The organism is Alistipes communis (assembly GCF_006542665.1).
Lineage (GTDB): Bacteria > Bacteroidota > Bacteroidia > Bacteroidales > Rikenellaceae > Alistipes > Alistipes communis.
Map to the genome: position 1 here is coordinate 3,186,774 of NZ_AP019735.1, position 16,339 is coordinate 3,203,112.

Here is a 16,339-nt window from a genome sequence, read left to right on the forward strand (position 1 = left end):
CCGCATAGCCGCGCAATGACGGATGTACGGGAGGAAGAGGCTACGCGGGCAGGTAGATTCGTAAGTACCGATCCGCGCACAAAGAAAATGCGAAAACGCCCCCGTTCGGCGGCTCCGAAAACGGGTGGCGCCCAAAGGCGCGTATCGGCGTCCGTTGGCAGGTATATATCTGATACAACATAAAATAAAACGCTCTACCTTTGCCTCCGAAAAGAGTAATCCCGCCGCGACGCCGAAGGCGCGCACCTTCATCCGGCCCCTGGCCGGATTTCTATATGCGCCCGCATATAGCAAGGGGTACTTTCAGCCGCTCGGAATATTCCGAGCCGCCGAAAGTGCCGCCGCGACCTGCGGCGCGGCGGACGGTTACTCCCGAGTCGTAACCTCAAAACACGGATGCCCTATGGATGCTGCCGATAAACCGACCTCCGCCGCGGGCCGCAAAGCCCTCGACGATCCGCGCATACATCGCTATTACGTTCGCCTGACAAGCGAGCAAAACGAGCGTTTCCTGCGCATGTACGAACAGTCCGGAATGAAGAATAAAGCCGATTTCATCTGCCACCGCATCTTTGGATGACCCTTTACGGTCGTCGTCCGAGACAAGAACACCTACGATTTCTATGTCCGGCTGACGGGATTTTACGCCCAGTTCCGGGCTATCGGGGTGAACTACAACCAGTGCGTCAAAGCCATACACACGACCTTCGGCGATAAGAAAGCGTTGGCCTATCTCTACCGTCTGACGCTCGAAACACAACGGCTGGAACAACTCGTGAAGGCGGTCGTCGAACTTACGAAGGAGTTGCTGCAATGGTGCCGAAAGTAAACTCCGGGGCCAACGTCTACGGCATACTTCAATACAATCGCATCAAGGTCGAAGCCGGTGAGGGCCGGATATTATACATGCAGGGAATACCCGAACGCAGCGACGGCAGATTCAGTATCGAGGAGTGTGCGGAAGCCTTCGGGTACTACACGGCGCTCAATCCCCGTATCCGAAAACCGGTCGTGCATTTCTCGCTCAACCCCTCACCCGAAGACCGGCTTTCGGAAGCGCAGCTCACGCGACTTGCCGCCGAGTTCATGGAACGCATGGGATACGGTCGCCAGCCCTATGTCGTCTTTCTGCACGAAGACATCGCACGGCGACACATGCACGTCGTCTCGGTGCGGGTGGACGAGCAGGGCCGGAAGATCGACCACAACAACGAACTGCGGCGCGCCATGGCGGTTTGCAGGGAATTGGAACACGAGTACGGCCTGCATGTGCCCGAAGACGGCGGCGGCATGCAAACAGAACCGGAAGAATTGCACCGGGTCGATTACCGTCGGAGCGATCTGAAGCATCAGCTGCGCAACGTCGTGATGACACTCAAACAGCAGTACGGATTCCAGTCCCTCGCGGAGTTCAATACGCTGCTCGAACGCTTTGGCGTCGCAGCCGAAGAGATCCGAGGCGACGTGCGAGGCAGACCATATCGGGGGCTCGTTTACCACGTGCTCGATGACGACGGGCAGCGCACGGGAGCGGCGGTCAAAGCGTCCCGGCTGGGCGATTTCTTCGGATGGAAGGCGCTGGAAGAAAAATTCGACGCCTCGAAACAACGGCTTCGGCAACATCCCGCAACGCTCGACCGCACACGCCGCGAAATCGACCGCGCCCGGAGCGGAGGCCGCAACCGCAAGGAATTCACGGCCGAACTTCGGGAGAACGGTATCGACGCAGTTTTCCGGGAGAACGACGCCGGGCGGATTTACGGCGTCACCTTCATCGACCGCACGAAACATCAGGTGTTCAACGGCTCCCGGCTCGGAAAGGAGTATGCGGCCGACGCTTTCGAGGCGTGGTTCAACGGTCGGGAGCAAGAGTCGTCCACACCCATGCCGGAAGAGTTACGGCCGTTGCCACCCCTCGAACCGCCCCTGCCGGGACTATCTTCGGTCGAAGAGTTCGAGGAGTACATCGAGACCCATTACGTTTCGATGCCCGGTGTAATGGGCGAACTCATGGAATATACGCCCGAAAAGGAGTGGGAAACAGCTCCCGAATACCGGCTCTTCCCCCGCAGGAAGAAGCGGCGGCGGAAAATCCGGAAAAGAATTTAACAACCTCGATACGTTACGATCATGCAAGAAGAAGACGATCTGCGCGGCTTGGCCAAAGTCGCGGATTTCATGCGGGCGATCAGCTTTCTGTTTCTCGCCATTCACATCTACTGGTTTTGTTACGAGTGGTTTACGCAGGCGGGATGAACGCTCCCTGTCGTAGACCGCATCCTGCAAAATTTCCAGCGGACGGCTGCCTTGTTCTCATCGCCGCTCTGCACCAAGCTCTTCTGTACGGTATTTCTTGCATTGTCGTGCATGGGAAACCGTGGCGTGAAGGACGAGAAAATATCGTGGAAGCATATCACCGCGGTAGGCGGCATCGGCATACTGCTATTCTATGGCAACGGCTGGCTGTTCGGGATGAATGTCGCTACGACCCTGCGGGCGGCGCTTTATACGGCGACGCTGCTGGCGGGATTCCTCGGAATGCTGGCGGCCGGGCTATGGAGCAGCCGTCTGCTGAAAAACCGTATGACGGATGATCCGTTCAATGCCGAAAACGAGAGTTTCATGCAGGAGACACGCCAGCTGAAAAACGACGATTCGTTCAACTTCCCGACCGAATTCACCTTTCGGGGAAGGAAACACAGCGGATGGCTGAACGTCGTAAATCCCTACCGTTCAAGTGCGGTTTTAGGGATGCCCGGCTCGGGAAAATCCTATGCACTCATCAACAATTACATTAAGCAGGCCATCGAGAGGGGCTATGTGCTTTATACTTACGATTATAAATTCGACGATTTGTCGCTGATCGTCTACAACCACCTGCGAAAAAACCTTAAGGCTTACGGCGCTACGCCACCGAAATTCTACGTTATCAATTTCGACGATCCACGCCGCTCGCACCGATGCAATCCGCTCGCGCCCAATCTCATGTCCGACATCACCGATGCATACGAGGCCAGCTATGTCATCATGCTCAATCTCAACCGTTCGTGGATACAGAAGCAGGGCGATTTTTTTGTCGAATCGCCGATCGTGCTGCTCGCGGCGATCATCTGGTTCCTGAAGATTTACGACGGCGGAAAATACTGCACCTTTCCCCATGCCATCGAACTGCTGAACAAACCCTATGAAGAGTTATTCACAGTATTGATGGCCCACGAAGAGTTGGAGAACTATCTTTCACCCTTCGTCGATGCATGGAAAGGTGGAGCCGCAGAGCAGCTGATGGGACAGATTGCCTCGGCGAAGATTCCTCTCTCGCGCATGATCTCGCCGCAGCTCTACTGGGTCATGTCGGGAGACGATTTTACACTCGACATCAACAATCCCAAGGAACCGAAGATTCTTTGCGTGGGAAACAATCCCGACAGGCAGAACATATACGGTGCGGCGCTTGGATTGTATAATTCGCGCATCGTCAGGCTGATAAACCGCAAGAAGCAACTTAAAAGCTGCATTGTGATCGACGAATTACCGACGATCTATTTCCGGGGGCTGGACAACCTGATCGCAACGGCGCGTTCCAACAAGGTCGCCGTATGTCTGGGTTTTCAGGATTTCAGCCAGCTAAAGCGCGACTACGGCGACAAGGAAGCCGCCGTGATTCAGAATACCGTGGGCAATATCTTCAGCGGACAGGTGGTCGGAGAAACGGCCCGGACGCTCTCCGAACGATTCGGAAAGATCGTGCAGAAGCGCCAATCCGTAAGCATCAACCGCAGTGATACCTCGACGTCAATAAACACCCAGCTCGACAGTCTTATTCCTGCGTCGAAAATCTCGACGCTCTCGCAGGGCGTATTCGTCGGGGCTGTATGCGACAACTTCGGAGAGGAGATCGAGCAGAAGATTTTCCATGCCCGGATCGTCGTGGACAACGAAGCCGTGAAAAAAGAAATGGCGGAGTACAAACCGATCCCCGAAATATCGTCGTTCCTCGACGCCGACGGACGGGACATCATGCAGGAGAAAATCAAGGAGAATTACCGCCGCATCAAGCAGGATGCGCTCGACATCATTGAAGCCGAGATGAAACGCATAGAGAAGGATGGAAAACAGGATACAACTGAAAAATCAATAATTTAATAGTATAGAATAAACTGTAACTAAAATGGACACAAGTGTCATTTAGAAATGAATATTAAGAGTTTTTTTGAAATTTGAGTGTAGGCTCTTTTCTTTTTCGTAATTTTGGGAAATAAAAATTTAATAAGACAGGGTATTAAAGTGTTATAAACTGATTATTAGACATAATGAAGGACATTGATACACATCCAAACGAAAATATAATAAAGGCTGCGTTAATCAATAATTATGCTCATATAAATAGCAAACCATTCGTGGTTTGTAATGAATTAACTATTTCTGAAGAATACAAAATCGTTGATTTAGTTTTTTGTAAGGATCATTTAAGCTATGCGTATGAAATCAAAGCGTGGAACGATGATATGCGCAGATTGCCATCTCAATTAGATGTCTATTGCAAACTCTTTGATTATGTCTATGTAGCTACTACCACAAATCATCTTAATCAACTCCAATCAATACCTGACTTTGTTGGTATTGTTCTTTATTCAACAAAGACAAAAAAAATCTTATATAAACGACAGGCAAAAAGGAATCATTTAATAGATAAACAAGAGCTGTTAATGTCTATTCCGATTCTCTTCATTAGGAATAATAGCTTACATCCTAAATATACAAGATCAGATAATAATTTGTTTTCCTTATCACAAGCACATAAACTTTTTATAGAACATATATCGAGTAAATGTCGTTGGACAAACAATGATCTTAAAACAATTTTACATTACGAGGATATCTTAATGAATACAGACTATATATCATTGGATTATAGATAATCTTTTTAATTGCTCAATAATAAAAATATTCATTCGTACAGACAACCAAAATGAAGGTGTTGCTCCCGGCTTAAAACCCGTTGCTGCACTTCTTATTGTTTTAACTCCCCAACAATCAACATCACTCGGGAAAAGAGAATCTGATATACATTTTTTTGCTACATCTATATAAACGTCTGCATAGTCTCTCTTTTCTCTTTTTTGACGATAATAATATATTTGTTGTTTAGAAATTGTAGGGACATCTATTCTTGGAGTCCATCCTCTGCTGTAGTATGCCGCTTCATCATTACGTTTGGGAGTAATACTACCATAATCGGAATATGACACCTTAATATCTTTGACTGCACTAATTATTTGATCATAAAGCAGCATCTCTGAACATTTAATATGTCCGTCCATATTTCCGCTTAAACTGGTTACACTGTCAGGAAAAGATGTGCTGGTAAATATATACTCCACATTACGGACAGTCTCTAATATTGCAGATGTTTTGCCCAAATAGTCCACAGCTCTTGCTGTTGCCATCTTTATAAGACCATCAACAATATATCCTTGATCATAAAAGATAAACAGCTGTGTATCTTCTTTAATATTGTCTCTTATGATTTTTATTTCTTCTTCAATAATATCTTCATCTACAGCTGGATATATTTTATATCCAATTTTATTGTATTCCGCTGTAAATGTTTTAATTTGTGCTACAAAGTTTGTATAATCATTATCTTGATCATTGACAAGGAGCATAGGAACGGCATTAGGGTATTGCGTATGTAATTCGGCGAATAATATTCTCCAATTTACATACCCATATTGAAAATCATATAACTGATCTATTTGCTCATTACTTAAACTTTCTTCAGATGTAATATCGAAAAATACAAATGAAGAAGGATCTAAAAAATCATCTAACGCATCAACCCTTTTTTGCAAATCTCCTATTTTGTCGTTTTTGCTTTTTCGTCCACGAGTAATCTCAATCAATAATCGAAAATTAGGATTAGCAAATATCTCTTTAGGAATGTTTTTCAAGGCACGATATTCTGCATCTCCTGTTTTAATTTGCAATGTATATTTCATAGATCAAACTAATTAGGGAATGACTTTATTATACCGAGTTTATATGCACGATATAAAATAGCTTTTTCCGTTACTTGAAAAAGATTGCTTAACTGTTTGGGTGTATTTTTCCCAGATTTAATAGCATCTTCAAATGATTCTTTTGGAATTAACAATTCAGCTGCAAAATCATTTGCTGCATACTCGATACCTAAACTATCTTCGTTAGCATCACGGAATAATACTGTATCTTGGTGCTTGCCTTCCAAATCTGCTTTATGCAATGAATAATGCCCAAATTCATGTGCAAGCGTAAATCTTTGGCGAAGAGGCGACTGTAAACTATTTACAACTATAACAAATTTATCTCCCACCTTTTCTATATATCCAGATATGTCATCGCACAAAGGCTCAATTTTTAATTCGACATCTGATAATGATTTTACATAGGAAAATATATCAAATGTGGAATTTTTGACATATTCTGGTTTATTTCTGATAATATCTGCAGCAACCTCTTGTGAAGAATTTTTCACGATTGAGGTTGAATTTTGTTTAGTCATTCGCCGTCCCATCGTTATCTGTTGTTTCAAAACGTATTGATGTATCTTCTAATTTTTTTATTCTTTTACCCAATTCTTCAAGATCGTGAGATATATCGGATAAACCGCTACTAATCTTATCATCAATAATGCCTCCAATTGTAGCGTCTACCTCTTTGTCGACTCTCATCAACTCCAACCATTTAGTTTTAAGATGAGAATTAATAATTGTTTCTATTTTTTTATCAACGTTCAATCCAAACACTAATACAACAATCCCAATTACTGCCACTAAAATAGTAAGCAGCCATGAAAAAAAGTTATATGTATGATTCGTATATTCTTGTGGAGATAAAACTAACCCATCACGTTTTAATGACGTAAGTAATTCCATTGAGTTATTACTTAATGAATCAACTTTCAATAATTCTTCAGAATTAACAACCCACGGATATTTTTCTCCATTAACTATATAAACTTCATATCCACAAGCATGAAAAAGAAAGAATGCTATTGGAATTAATACTAAAATAATTGTTGGTAACCACGTGCAAAATCTTTTCATAAGCAATAAAACCATCTTTATATACAAATATACAGAATTCTATCTAATAAAGAATATGAATTAACTAATATTTGTCACCAAGTTATACTCCCATAAGTCATTTCCTGCCACCTCGCGCCTCTTCCCGCCAGAAGGGGCGCATTTGGTGTTATGAACTGAAAAAGGCTTTATCTTGCCGGCGGATTTTCACCATTCATTCGATTTATTCATTTAATTATCTGCATTATGGCAAGAGAACAGGAAAAGCTATCGAAGGACGTGCTGGCCGTCCTCGACAAAAAGACGAACGATCTGCGTCTGGTCAGCGAGATGAACGAGCAGACGGGAGAGTTCAACACCGTGAGCACGGCTCCTGGTGACCGGCGTAGAGCCCTTTCGTTCGACAGCCGAACGGTTTTGGGAACCTTTTTCGAAAATCTTCGCAACCAATACGGACGCCCGTCCGACCTGGGCTGAAGTTTCTTTCGGATCGGAATCGAAAAACTCGACCGTATCCTCGATTCCATCATCCAAGTCCGCGAAGGCAAGGATCAGGACGGCTCCCTGGCCAAAGAGGTCTCCGACTACGAACTCAACAACGAGGGGCGTATCGCCAAGTTCGCCGACCGCTATAAGTTCGAGGAGCGGGAGCTCCCGTGGGATCAGATTCAGGCGTTGGGCCTGAACAAAGAAATCCTGCTGGAGAATCAAAGCATGGGCGACATCCTCAAGGGACGTATCCCCAACAAACTGGTGCCGCTCAAACATAAGATGGACGGCCGCTGGGTCGATCTGGGACTCGGCACGATTTCGCCGATCCGCGACGATGCGGGCAATGTCCAACTCCGTATCTTCACACGTCTGGACGAGCCGCAGTACAAAATATCGCCGTATAAGGAGCTCTTCACGGACAAGGAAATCGAGCGCCTCGAAACCGACGGACATCTGGGTTCCACCAAGAAAATGAAAGATTTTACCTCGGGCCGCGAGTGCGAGTGTTATGTCAGCGTCCATGAGGCGACGAACCGCCTGACGACGCTTCCGGTCGATGCGCTGACGCTCCCCACCCGAATCTACGGCAAAGAGATCGGCGACGACATCGAGGCGCTGCGCTCCGGCAAGGAGATCTTCGTCGAAGACATCCACCTCAAGGACGGTCGGGTCATCTCGGGCCATGCACGCGTGGACGCCAACCGCGGAGACGTGGTGTTCCGCAACGACAATAATCCGCATCTGCGCATCCACGATACGGTTTTCGGAGTCAAGATAAGTGCAGACATCCAAGCGAAGCTGGCCAACCACGAGGTCGTCTTCATCCCCGGCATGAAAGTCAGCGGCAAGACGATCAGCACCGACCTTCGTTACAGCGACACGGGCCGGCCTCTGTTCGGCAACAACGCCCGCAATTACCGTTCGCGTCTGGGCGAGGAGAATCCGCGTCCGCGCCAGCGCGTCCGCCGGCGTCTTCCGTCGCTTCCCGGCGCACAACCCAAAGGCATGAAAATCGGTTAGCCATTATGAAACGACACGTAGAAGAGAAAGAGTTGCCGTACTTCGCGGCAACTCTTACCGCTTATTTGCGCGAAAGCCATCCCGAACTGCTCCCCGACAAACACTTCATCGCCGAGCGGAGCGACCATGCGGCGCAGACCTATGAACGTGCCGTTCGCAACGGCAACAGCGTCTACGAGGCTCTGGAACTCTCGAACGCCGTTCTGTACCAAGACCTGCGCTTTTCGAAATACGATGCGATCTTCGAGGTCGTGTCGGAATGGTTCCCGGAGGTCGCAGCCCGGCAGCGCACCGCTTTCTGCCTGAAACTGCTTCCCGTCTGCGAAGAGGCGTTCGAGATGTACGACCTGACCGACGACTTCGAAAGCAGCCCGTCCTATAAAAATCTCCTTTTAGAACTCACCGGACTCATCCAAACCCACATCGAACGGCATGGCATACAATAAAAGGAAACATCTGGAGGCGAACATCGTCGCCCTGCGTATCGCTTTCGCTCCATCGACGGTACTTACCCCGCAGCAGCGAGATGCCCTGGCTGCGTACAGCGGCTTCGGAGCGTTGAAATGCGTCTTACAGCCGGCCGCTGCGGACGACGACCTCACGCAATGAAAGACCGACCGGGAACTCTTTCCACAGGTGAGGGAGCTGCACGAACTGCTGCGCCATTATGCCGGCAGCGAACAGCGGTATAAAGACTTCGTGCAGAGCATGCGCAATTCTACGCTGACGGCATTCTACACACCGCCGGCCATCGTGCGTACGCTCGCCGAGACGCTCCGGAATGCAGGAGTCGTTCCCCGCAGGCTGCTCGATCCCAGCGCCGGGGCCGGGATTTTCCCGTCGTCGTTCCGGGAAGCCGCCGACGGCGAAATCGAAATCCTCTCCTTCGAGAAAGACCTGCTGACCGGACAAGTGCTCTCCGCACTGGCCCGGGAACGAGAGCAGGTCGTCATCGACGGTTTCCAGACCATCGAAACGGCCTATGACGATTATTTCGACGTAGTAACGTCCAATATTCCCTTCGGTGATACCCGGATTTTCGACGCTGCCTTTCGGAAGAGCGACGACCCGGTTCGAGGACAAGCGCTCAAGGCCGTTCACAACTATTTCTTCATCAAGGGTCTGGATACGCTCCGCGAAGGCGGTATTCTGGCGTTCGTCACCTCGGCGGGCGTCATGGACGCTCCCGGCAACGAACCTGTCCGCCGCTATCTGATGGAGCATGCGCGGCTGGTTTCGGCCGTGCGGCTGCCGAACAACCTCTTTACGGAGTATGCCGGCACGGAAGTGGCCAGCGACCTCGTCGTCCTTCAGAAATGGAGCGAAAAGCGGGAGCTTACCCCCGACGAGCAATGCTTCGTCAGTTCGTCCGAGATCGGCAACGGAATTTACCTGAACGACTACCACCGGGATTTCAAGCACGCGATCCATACGATGGTTTCGCATGAAAAAAGTCTCTATGGACAATCCGCTCTCGTACTGCACTACGACGGAGGTCCGGAACGGATCGCCGAGCGGCTGCGCGGAATCCTCGCAAATGATTTCACAGCCCGCCTCGACACCGAACGATATACGCAATATCTCCGTCCGCTCCATATCCCGCAGGCGCAAACCGTGCCGCCGACCGCCCGGAGGCAAAATCGGGTCGCGGCTCCGCAGCCCATGCTGACACCGGAGCAGGCATCCGTTGCACCGACTCCGGAAGTATCGGCTCCGGCCGCATCGCTTTTCGGCAGCGCTGCCGCCGTTCCGATCGCCCGCCGTCCGCTGGGACAGCGGCGGGCCGGGCGCAGAACGGATACGACCGGCATGTCCGATCTCTTCACGCAGGGAAATCTGTTCGCACAACCGGCGGAGGCCGCGGAGGCCACGGATGCCCCGGCAGCAATCGCTGCGCTGGTTTCGGAGAATAAAGATCCGCGGCCCTTTACCGGCACGATGCTTCCGCACTACAAAGAGCGGTCGTTGGTTCTGTTCGAAGGGCAAGTCGGGCGTCTGGGCGGCCTGACACGACAGGGCTGTACGTTCCATCCCGAAGAGCTGGGAACCTTGTCCCGATACCGGGCCGAACGCTATATCCCGCTGCGGGATACCTACCAGCTGCTCTGCCGGCTCGAAATGCAGAACGAGATCGAATACAAGGGCCTGCGGCGCAAACTCAACGGATGTTACGAGAACTTCACGGCTCTGTTGGGCGATCTGAACAAGAAGGAGAATGTCGCCTTCATCCTGAACGATCCCGGCGGGCGGGAGGTGCTGGGGCTCGAACGTTTCGTCGAAGGCCGAAAACAGCTCTCCGACATCCTCCGACGCCCCGTATCGTTCGACTCTAACGAGATCAAACAGGTCGATACGGCGACCGAAGCGCTGGCCGCCTCGCTCAACAAGTTCGGACGGGTGGAGTTTCCCTATATGGAGTCGCTCGCATCGCGTTCCCGGCAAGAGCTGATCGACGAGCTGGGCGATCGCATTTTCTACAATCCGATGGTTAAGGGGTATGAAATCCGCGAACGGCTCGCGGCTGGGAATGTCGTCGCCAAAGCCGAATGAATCGAAAATTACCTCAAGGAGAATCCCGATGACGATGCCAGCCGCCGCTCGCTCGCACTGCTTCGTGAGGCCGCACCCAAACGCATCGAGTTCGAGGAGCTGGATTTCAACCTCGGCGAGCGATGGATACCGACCGATATTTACGAAGGCTTCTGCGGGCATTTCTTTCAGGCTCCCGTATCGGTAAGCTATTCGTCGAAGATGGATGCCTTCGGCATCGAGAACCACGGGTACAGCCCTCTGATCTCCCAGAAATACGTCGTCAAAGGGGACTTCGAGGTCTACGACGGTATGGATCTGCTGCACCATGCCATGCTCAACACGCTGCCCAACATCAACAAGGACGGCGGCAAGGACGAACACGGCAAGACCATCCGGATTCCCGACTTCGAGGCCCGGCAGAAGGCCGACACGCTCATCACCGAAATCCGGCAAGCGTTCGTCGAATGGCTGCATGCGCAGCCCGACGATTTCAAGGAGCGGCTTACCGATCTCTACAACCGCAAATTCAACTGCTATGTCCGTCCACGCTACGATGGCAGCCACCAACAGTTTCCGGGGCTCGACCTGCGGGGGCTGGGCATCGAAGACCTGTATCCCAGCCAAAAGGATGCGATCTGGATGATCAAGCAGAACGGCGGCGGCATCTGCGACCACGAGGTCGGTACGGGCAAGACGCTCATCATGTGCGTCGCAGCGTATGAGATGCACCGTCTGGGACTGGCCCGCAAGCCGATGATCATCGGTATCAAAGCCAACATCCACGAGATCGCCCGAACCTTCCGCACGGCCTATCCCAATGCCCGTCTGCTCTATCCAGGCAAGGAGGATTTCACGCCGGAAAACCGCCTGCGGATCTTCAGCGACATCAAGAACAACAACTGGGACTGCATCATCCTTACGCACGAACAGTTCGGCAAGATACCCCAGTCGGCTGAGGTGCAGCAACGGATTCTCCGGCAGGAGATGGACGACATAGATGAAAATCTGGCGTCCTACGAAAAGCAGGGCGGACATGTGGACGGCTGGATTCTGCGCGGTCTGGAAAAACGCAAGGAGAATCTGGATGCCAAGCTCCACGAGTTGCAGGAGACAATCGACGCGCAAAAGGACGATACGGTGGATTTTCAGCAGATGGGAATAGACCATCTGTTCGTCGATGAATCGCACAACTTCAAGAATCTGATGTTCAACACCCGCCACAGCCGTGTGTCGGGACTGGGAAATACCGACGGCAGTAAGAAGGCCATGAATTTGCTGTACGCCATCCGCACCATTCAGCAGCGCACGGGGCGCGATCTCGGCGCGACGTTCCTTTCGGGAACGACCATTGCCAACTCCCTGACGGAGCTGTATCTGCTGTTCAAGTATCTGCGTCCCAAAGAGCTGGAGCGGCAGGACATTCCCTGCTTCGATGCGTGGGCCGCGGTATTCGCGCAGAAAACATCGGAGTTCGAGTTTTCGGTGACCAACGAAGTGATCTCCAAAGAGCGTTTCCGCTATTTCATCAAGGTTCCGGAGCTGGCCATGTTCTACAACGAGATTACCGACTACCGCACGGCCGCAGACGTGGGAATCGACCGTCCCGAGCTGGACGAGGAGCTATGCCAGATACCTATGACCGACGATCAGCAGGCGTTTTTGGACAAACTGGTGCTCTTCGCCAAGACGGGAGATCCCGAACATATCGGACGCACCGACCTGAGCGACGGGGAGGTCAAAGCCCTGATGCTGTTGGTGACGATGTACTCCAACAAGCTCTCGCTCGACATGCGGCTGATAAGTCCCGCGTATGCGGATTCGCCGGGCAACAAGGCCAGCCGCAGTGCCGCCAACATCGCAGAATACTACCGGCGATACGAAGATCAGAAAGGCACGCAGATGGTCTTTTGCGATCTCTCGACCTATAAACCCGGCATTTGGAACGTATATTCGGAGATCAAACGCAAACTGGTCGAAGACCACGGTATTCCGGCGCAGGAGATCCGCTTCGTACAGGAAGCCGCGAGCGACAAGGTGCGGCAGGCGATGTTCGACGCCATGAACGAAGGGAAAATCCGGGTGCTTTTCGGCTCGACGCAGAAACTCGGAACGGGAGTCAATGCCCAGAAACGAATCGTCTGCATGCACCACCTCGACATTCCGTGGCGGCCGATGGATCTGGAACAGCGCAACGGCCGCGGCGCACGGAAAGGCAACATAGTCGCCAAGGAGTATGCCGGCAATAAAGTCAAAGCCTATGTCTATGCCGTTCTGCGCACGCTCGATGCCTATAAGTTGAATCTGCTGCACAACAAGCAGCAGTTCATCGACCAGCTCAAGCGCAACCGGTTAGGTGCGCGGCGGCTGGACGAGGGGGCCATCAGCGAGGATTCGGGGATGAACTTCGCGGAATGGATGGCAGTGGTATCGGGAAATACCGACCTGCTGCAAAAGGCCAAGCTCGAAGGCAGGATCGCGGCGCTGGAGAGCGAGCAGACGATCTTCATGCGTACCCGACATGAGGCGCAGAGCCAACTGCAGCGCTACACGGCAGAGATCGGACGACGGGCTACGATGCTCGAACGTCTGAAACGCGACTGGGACTATATCAACGAGGTGGCGCCGCTGGACGCCAAAGGCAAGCGGGCCAATCCCCTGCGGATCGACGGCGTAGAATCCGCGGATATTGTCGCTCACGGCAAACGCCTCGTGGAAATCGACCGCACGGTAAATACCGGCGACGATTACCAGAAAATCGGCACGCTGTTCGATTTCCGCATTCTCGTCCGCACCGAGCGGATGCAGAAAGACGGGCTGGCGCTTACAGTCAATAAATTCATGGTCGAAGGGTTGGACGGCATCAAGTACACGTTCAACAACGGGCATTTGGCTGCGGAGCCGAAAACCGCAGCGACGAACTTCATCCGGGCGCTCGACACGATACCGTCACTGATGGCGACCTACGAGAAAGAGAAAAAGCAATTCACCCGCGACATTCCGACCTTCGAGCAACAGATCGCAGCCGTATGGCCCAAAGAGGAGGAGCTGAAGCGGCTCAAGGCCGAGGCAGAGTCGCTGACTCGGAAGATTCAGCTCGACATCGCACAGAAGCAGCAGGAGATGCAGGCGAAAACAGCTGATAACGGCAATGAGCTGAAGATCGAAAATGCGGAGATTGTGGACGAGGCCGCCAGACCGTCGAAGGCAGAGCTGCTTTCTGCGGCATCCGGGAGCCAAGAAGAACCGCCGGAAGAACGGGAGCACGTCGTGTCTCCGCCCGAATCGGACTTTATTCGCAATCATATTCTTCTCGTGCGGCCCGCGACGAACGTGAAGGCCAAAGGGCCGAAGTTATAAAAAAACGAGGCTGTCTAAAATTTGTTAGGCAGCCTCGTTGAATTTGAGTGGTTATTCCCGATCAATCGTAATCGCCGTATCCGGCACTGCTTGTTCCATTGTCTGATAGAAAATACGCTTACTCTCCTGCATGTCTTTCAGATTGATGAAATCCAGTACATTGTAATATTGTTTGCCATCCTGATCCTCGACGGGACAGAGTTTTCCGCGACGTTTGTATTTCTCGACGAAATCCGGATCGAGTCGGATGAGCTGGCAGACTTCCTCCTGCGTCATCGAAAGAGAAATACGGCGCTCCCGGCAGACATGCTGCAATACGAGGAGCATGTTCGAGGCTTTCATGTGGCTGCGAACGAGCAGAGCGAATTTGCTTCGCTCAATAAGAATCATCTTTTTCATGACTTCTTTACTTTATTAGTTGATGTGGTATTGGGTTCATTCCGGAGGGCTTCGAGAACGCGCGATCTGCTGTAATAGATTTTGCCGCCGTGCTTGACATAAGGGATCGTGCCGTCGCTCCGACGACGGGAGAGGGTACGGTCGGACATCCGGGTAAGCATACGGACTGCCGGAGTGTCGATCAGGTCATCGGGTAAAGGTCGAGAATTGTTTTGGATGAGTAGTTCGAGACGATTGAATCGCCGCAATACCAGACGTAACAAACGCAGAATCGGATTACCTTTCAATGGCTTCATTACAATGATCGTTGGTTAGACGATGCAATGATAGGAAACATTCCGATAGCAATAATTTAGTTAAAACAGGCAACTAAATAATCAACCCGTCGTAGCACAAAAAAGCATATCCAACTCGGATATGCTTAAATAGTACTTAATGCTTTTCTATTCGTTAATTTGCTTATGTATAATATTTTAACTATATTTGTCGTGAGTTCTTGGATATATTGTATAAGGGTGCAACAAAATGTAAGACTTCCGTCACCAATTCGTAACCCTTGCTCTTTTCAATAAAAATACCGTTCTGATTTACAGAACGGTATCTCAAAAACAGTCAGCCGTTTGGCAAGCCGGGGTTTTCGTATCGCAGCAGAAAGGGCGCCGTCACTTCGCCGGAACATCTTCCGGCTGCGCCTCGGCGGACGGAAGCCGCCCTTCGCCGCGAGCCGAATCGGCCAGCGGCCGTGCCTGGAATTCGCGCACCGGCACGCCGTACATCAGGCGGATCGGCCGTTGGACCCTCACGCTGTCCGCACGGCTGCCCGCACTCTTCGCGGTCTCCTTCACGCCCGAACAGGCCGCTCCGAAACCCAGCAGAGCGAGCAGCGCGGTTATGATTCTGGCATTCATATTCTTAGTTCTATCGGTCACGTTTCTTGCCGAATTCACAGACAAATATACTAATAATTTCGCATTTTTTCATGAATCGGTTCAAAAAACAAGCCAAAAAGTTTTGACATTCAATTGTTTTTATTTTACTTTGCCAGACAAATCTATTATTCTATTTTTATGAAAGGCAAAGTTAAATGGTTCGATGGCAAGAAAGGCTACGGATTCATTACTGGCGAAGACGGTAAGGAAGTGTTCGTTCACTACTCGGGCATCGTCAAAGACGGTTTCAAGGCTCTCAACGAGAAGCAGGAAGTTGAATACGAACTCGGCGAGGGCAGCAAGGGCATTCAGGCGATCAATGTGAAAGTAGTTGAGTAACAATCATACATTTTCACCCAGTGGTGGACGGTCCGCACGAAGCGGACCGTCCTTCTTTTTCAAAACGCCGTGCCGACGGAGACGAAAGACGCCCCTCGGAAACGGAACTCTTTGCCGTCCGGCATACGACGGACTGCCTCCGCCCGCATTCCGGGAAAACCGGCCGGCGACGGACAAAGGTAGATTTTTGCCCCGACCGGCCGGAAT

General features: G+C 51.0%; 14 protein-coding genes and 2 pseudogenes. 11 read left to right on the top strand and 5 right to left on the bottom strand.

The window, feature by feature from the left end:
- The first annotated feature begins 154 nt into the window (after positions 1 to 154).
- The 4 genes and pseudogenes from mobA (at position 155) to FMF02_RS13075 (ending at position 4,919) form a co-directional block, all read left to right on the top strand.
- Positions 155 to 829: pseudogene (mobA, locus tag FMF02_RS14060) on the top strand (conjugal transfer protein MobA).
- Positions 814 to 2,109 (top strand): conjugal transfer protein MobB, encoded by a 1,296-nt coding sequence (gene mobB / locus FMF02_RS13065; RefSeq protein ID WP_141413450.1) that lies wholly within the window; start codon positions 814 to 816, stop codon positions 2,107 to 2,109. The pseudogene mobA and the gene mobB overlap by 16 nt, the downstream one beginning before the upstream one ends.
- 21 nt (positions 2,110 to 2,130) lie before the next feature.
- Positions 2,131 to 4,143, top strand: a pseudogene (gene mobC, locus FMF02_RS13070) (conjugal transfer protein MobC).
- Positions 4,144 to 4,310: 167 nt separating this feature from the next.
- Positions 4,311 to 4,919, top strand: a complete 609-nt coding sequence (locus FMF02_RS13075; RefSeq protein WP_141413451.1) for a sce7726 family protein — start codon at positions 4,311 to 4,313, stop codon at positions 4,917 to 4,919.
- Here the strand turns inward: FMF02_RS13075 and FMF02_RS13080 are convergent.
- The 3 genes from FMF02_RS13080 to FMF02_RS13090 are packed head-to-tail and all read right to left on the bottom strand — an operon-like array spanning position 4,902 to position 7,085.
- Complete coding sequence (locus FMF02_RS13080; protein WP_141413452.1) at positions 4,902 to 5,999, bottom strand: beta family protein; 1,098 nt, start codon at positions 5,997 to 5,999, stop codon at positions 4,902 to 4,904. The genes FMF02_RS13075 and FMF02_RS13080 overlap by 18 nt on opposite strands.
- An 8-nt stretch (positions 6,000 to 6,007) precedes the next feature.
- Complete coding sequence (locus FMF02_RS13085; protein ID WP_162502317.1) at positions 6,008 to 6,514, bottom strand: ImmA/IrrE family metallo-endopeptidase; 507 nt, start codon at positions 6,512 to 6,514, stop codon at positions 6,008 to 6,010.
- Positions 6,515 to 6,533: 19 nt separating this feature from the next.
- A complete protein-coding gene (locus FMF02_RS13090) occupies positions 6,534 to 7,085 on the bottom strand; it encodes a hypothetical protein (protein ID WP_141413454.1) in 552 nt (183 codons plus the stop codon).
- A gap of 225 nt (positions 7,086 to 7,310) precedes the next feature.
- Between FMF02_RS13090 and FMF02_RS13095 the strand changes: the two genes are divergently transcribed.
- From FMF02_RS13095 to FMF02_RS13115, 6 genes are all read left to right on the top strand, one after another.
- A complete protein-coding gene (locus FMF02_RS13095; protein WP_138265192.1) occupies positions 7,311 to 7,541 on the top strand; it encodes a hypothetical protein in 231 nt (76 codons plus the stop codon).
- Between the two features lie 198 nt (positions 7,542 to 7,739).
- Positions 7,740 to 8,576, top strand: a complete 837-nt coding sequence (locus tag FMF02_RS13100; RefSeq protein WP_232045493.1) for a DUF3945 domain-containing protein — start codon at positions 7,740 to 7,742, stop codon at positions 8,574 to 8,576.
- Between the two features lie 5 nt (positions 8,577 to 8,581).
- Entirely contained in the window at positions 8,582 to 9,022 is a 441-nt protein-coding gene (locus tag FMF02_RS13105) for a DUF1896 family protein (RefSeq protein ID WP_141413455.1), read from the top strand.
- Positions 9,009 to 9,185, top strand: coding sequence for a hypothetical protein (locus FMF02_RS13745; RefSeq protein ID WP_162852323.1), 177 nt, complete (start codon positions 9,009 to 9,011; stop codon positions 9,183 to 9,185). Before FMF02_RS13105 ends, FMF02_RS13745 begins: the two co-directional genes overlap by 14 nt.
- A gap of 27 nt (positions 9,186 to 9,212) precedes the next feature.
- Positions 9,213 to 11,126 (top strand): winged helix domain-containing protein, encoded by a 1,914-nt coding sequence (locus FMF02_RS13110; RefSeq protein WP_244611588.1) that lies wholly within the window; start codon positions 9,213 to 9,215, stop codon positions 11,124 to 11,126.
- A 138-nt stretch (positions 11,127 to 11,264) separates the two neighbouring features.
- Positions 11,265 to 14,465: a helicase-like domain-containing protein gene (locus tag FMF02_RS13115; RefSeq protein ID WP_518166014.1), complete on the top strand. Its 3,201-nt coding sequence runs from the start codon at positions 11,265 to 11,267 to the stop codon at positions 14,463 to 14,465.
- A 51-nt stretch (positions 14,466 to 14,516) separates the two neighbouring features.
- Here the strand turns inward: FMF02_RS13115 and FMF02_RS13120 are convergent, their stop codons facing one another.
- Together FMF02_RS13120 and FMF02_RS13125 are read right to left on the bottom strand one after the other, a co-directional pair.
- A complete protein-coding gene (locus tag FMF02_RS13120) occupies positions 14,517 to 14,864 on the bottom strand; it encodes a hypothetical protein (protein WP_015546599.1) in 348 nt (115 codons plus the stop codon).
- Positions 14,865 to 15,526: 662 nt separating this feature from the next.
- Positions 15,527 to 15,772, bottom strand: coding sequence for a hypothetical protein (locus tag FMF02_RS13125; protein ID WP_141413457.1), 246 nt, complete (start codon positions 15,770 to 15,772; stop codon positions 15,527 to 15,529).
- 159 nt (positions 15,773 to 15,931) lie between these two features.
- Here FMF02_RS13125 and FMF02_RS13130 point away from each other — a divergent pair, with 159 nt between their 5' ends.
- Positions 15,932 to 16,132 carry a cold-shock protein gene (locus FMF02_RS13130; RefSeq protein WP_026074689.1) on the top strand — a complete coding sequence of 67 codons (201 nt, stop codon included), beginning with the start codon at positions 15,932 to 15,934 and terminating at the stop codon, positions 16,130 to 16,132.
- Positions 16,133 to 16,339: the final 207 nt, after the last annotated feature.

Bases quoted from the DNA above. Each gene is read 5' to 3' on its own strand.
- FMF02_RS13105 (WP_141413455.1), top strand. From the start codon at position 8,582: ATGAAACGACACGTAGAAGAGAAAGAGTTGCCGTACTTCGCGGCAACT.
- FMF02_RS13125 (WP_141413457.1), bottom strand. From the start codon at position 15,772: ATGAATGCCAGAATCATAACCGCGCTGCTCGCTCTGCTGGGTTTCGGA.
- FMF02_RS13075 (WP_141413451.1), top strand. From the start codon at position 4,311: ATGAAGGACATTGATACACATCCAAACGAAAATATAATAAAGGCTGCG.
- FMF02_RS13090 (WP_141413454.1), bottom strand. From the start codon at position 7,085: ATGAAAAGATTTTGCACGTGGTTACCAACAATTATTTTAGTATTAATT.
- mobB (WP_141413450.1), top strand. From the start codon at position 814: ATGGTGCCGAAAGTAAACTCCGGGGCCAACGTCTACGGCATACTTCAA.
- FMF02_RS13120 (WP_015546599.1), bottom strand. From the start codon at position 14,864: ATGAAAAAGATGATTCTTATTGAGCGAAGCAAATTCGCTCTGCTCGTT.
- FMF02_RS13080 (WP_141413452.1), bottom strand. From the start codon at position 5,999: ATGAAATATACATTGCAAATTAAAACAGGAGATGCAGAATATCGTGCC.
- FMF02_RS13130 (WP_026074689.1), top strand. From the start codon at position 15,932: ATGAAAGGCAAAGTTAAATGGTTCGATGGCAAGAAAGGCTACGGATTC.
- FMF02_RS13745 (WP_162852323.1), top strand. From the start codon at position 9,009: ATGGCATACAATAAAAGGAAACATCTGGAGGCGAACATCGTCGCCCTG.
- FMF02_RS13095 (WP_138265192.1), top strand. From the start codon at position 7,311: ATGGCAAGAGAACAGGAAAAGCTATCGAAGGACGTGCTGGCCGTCCTC.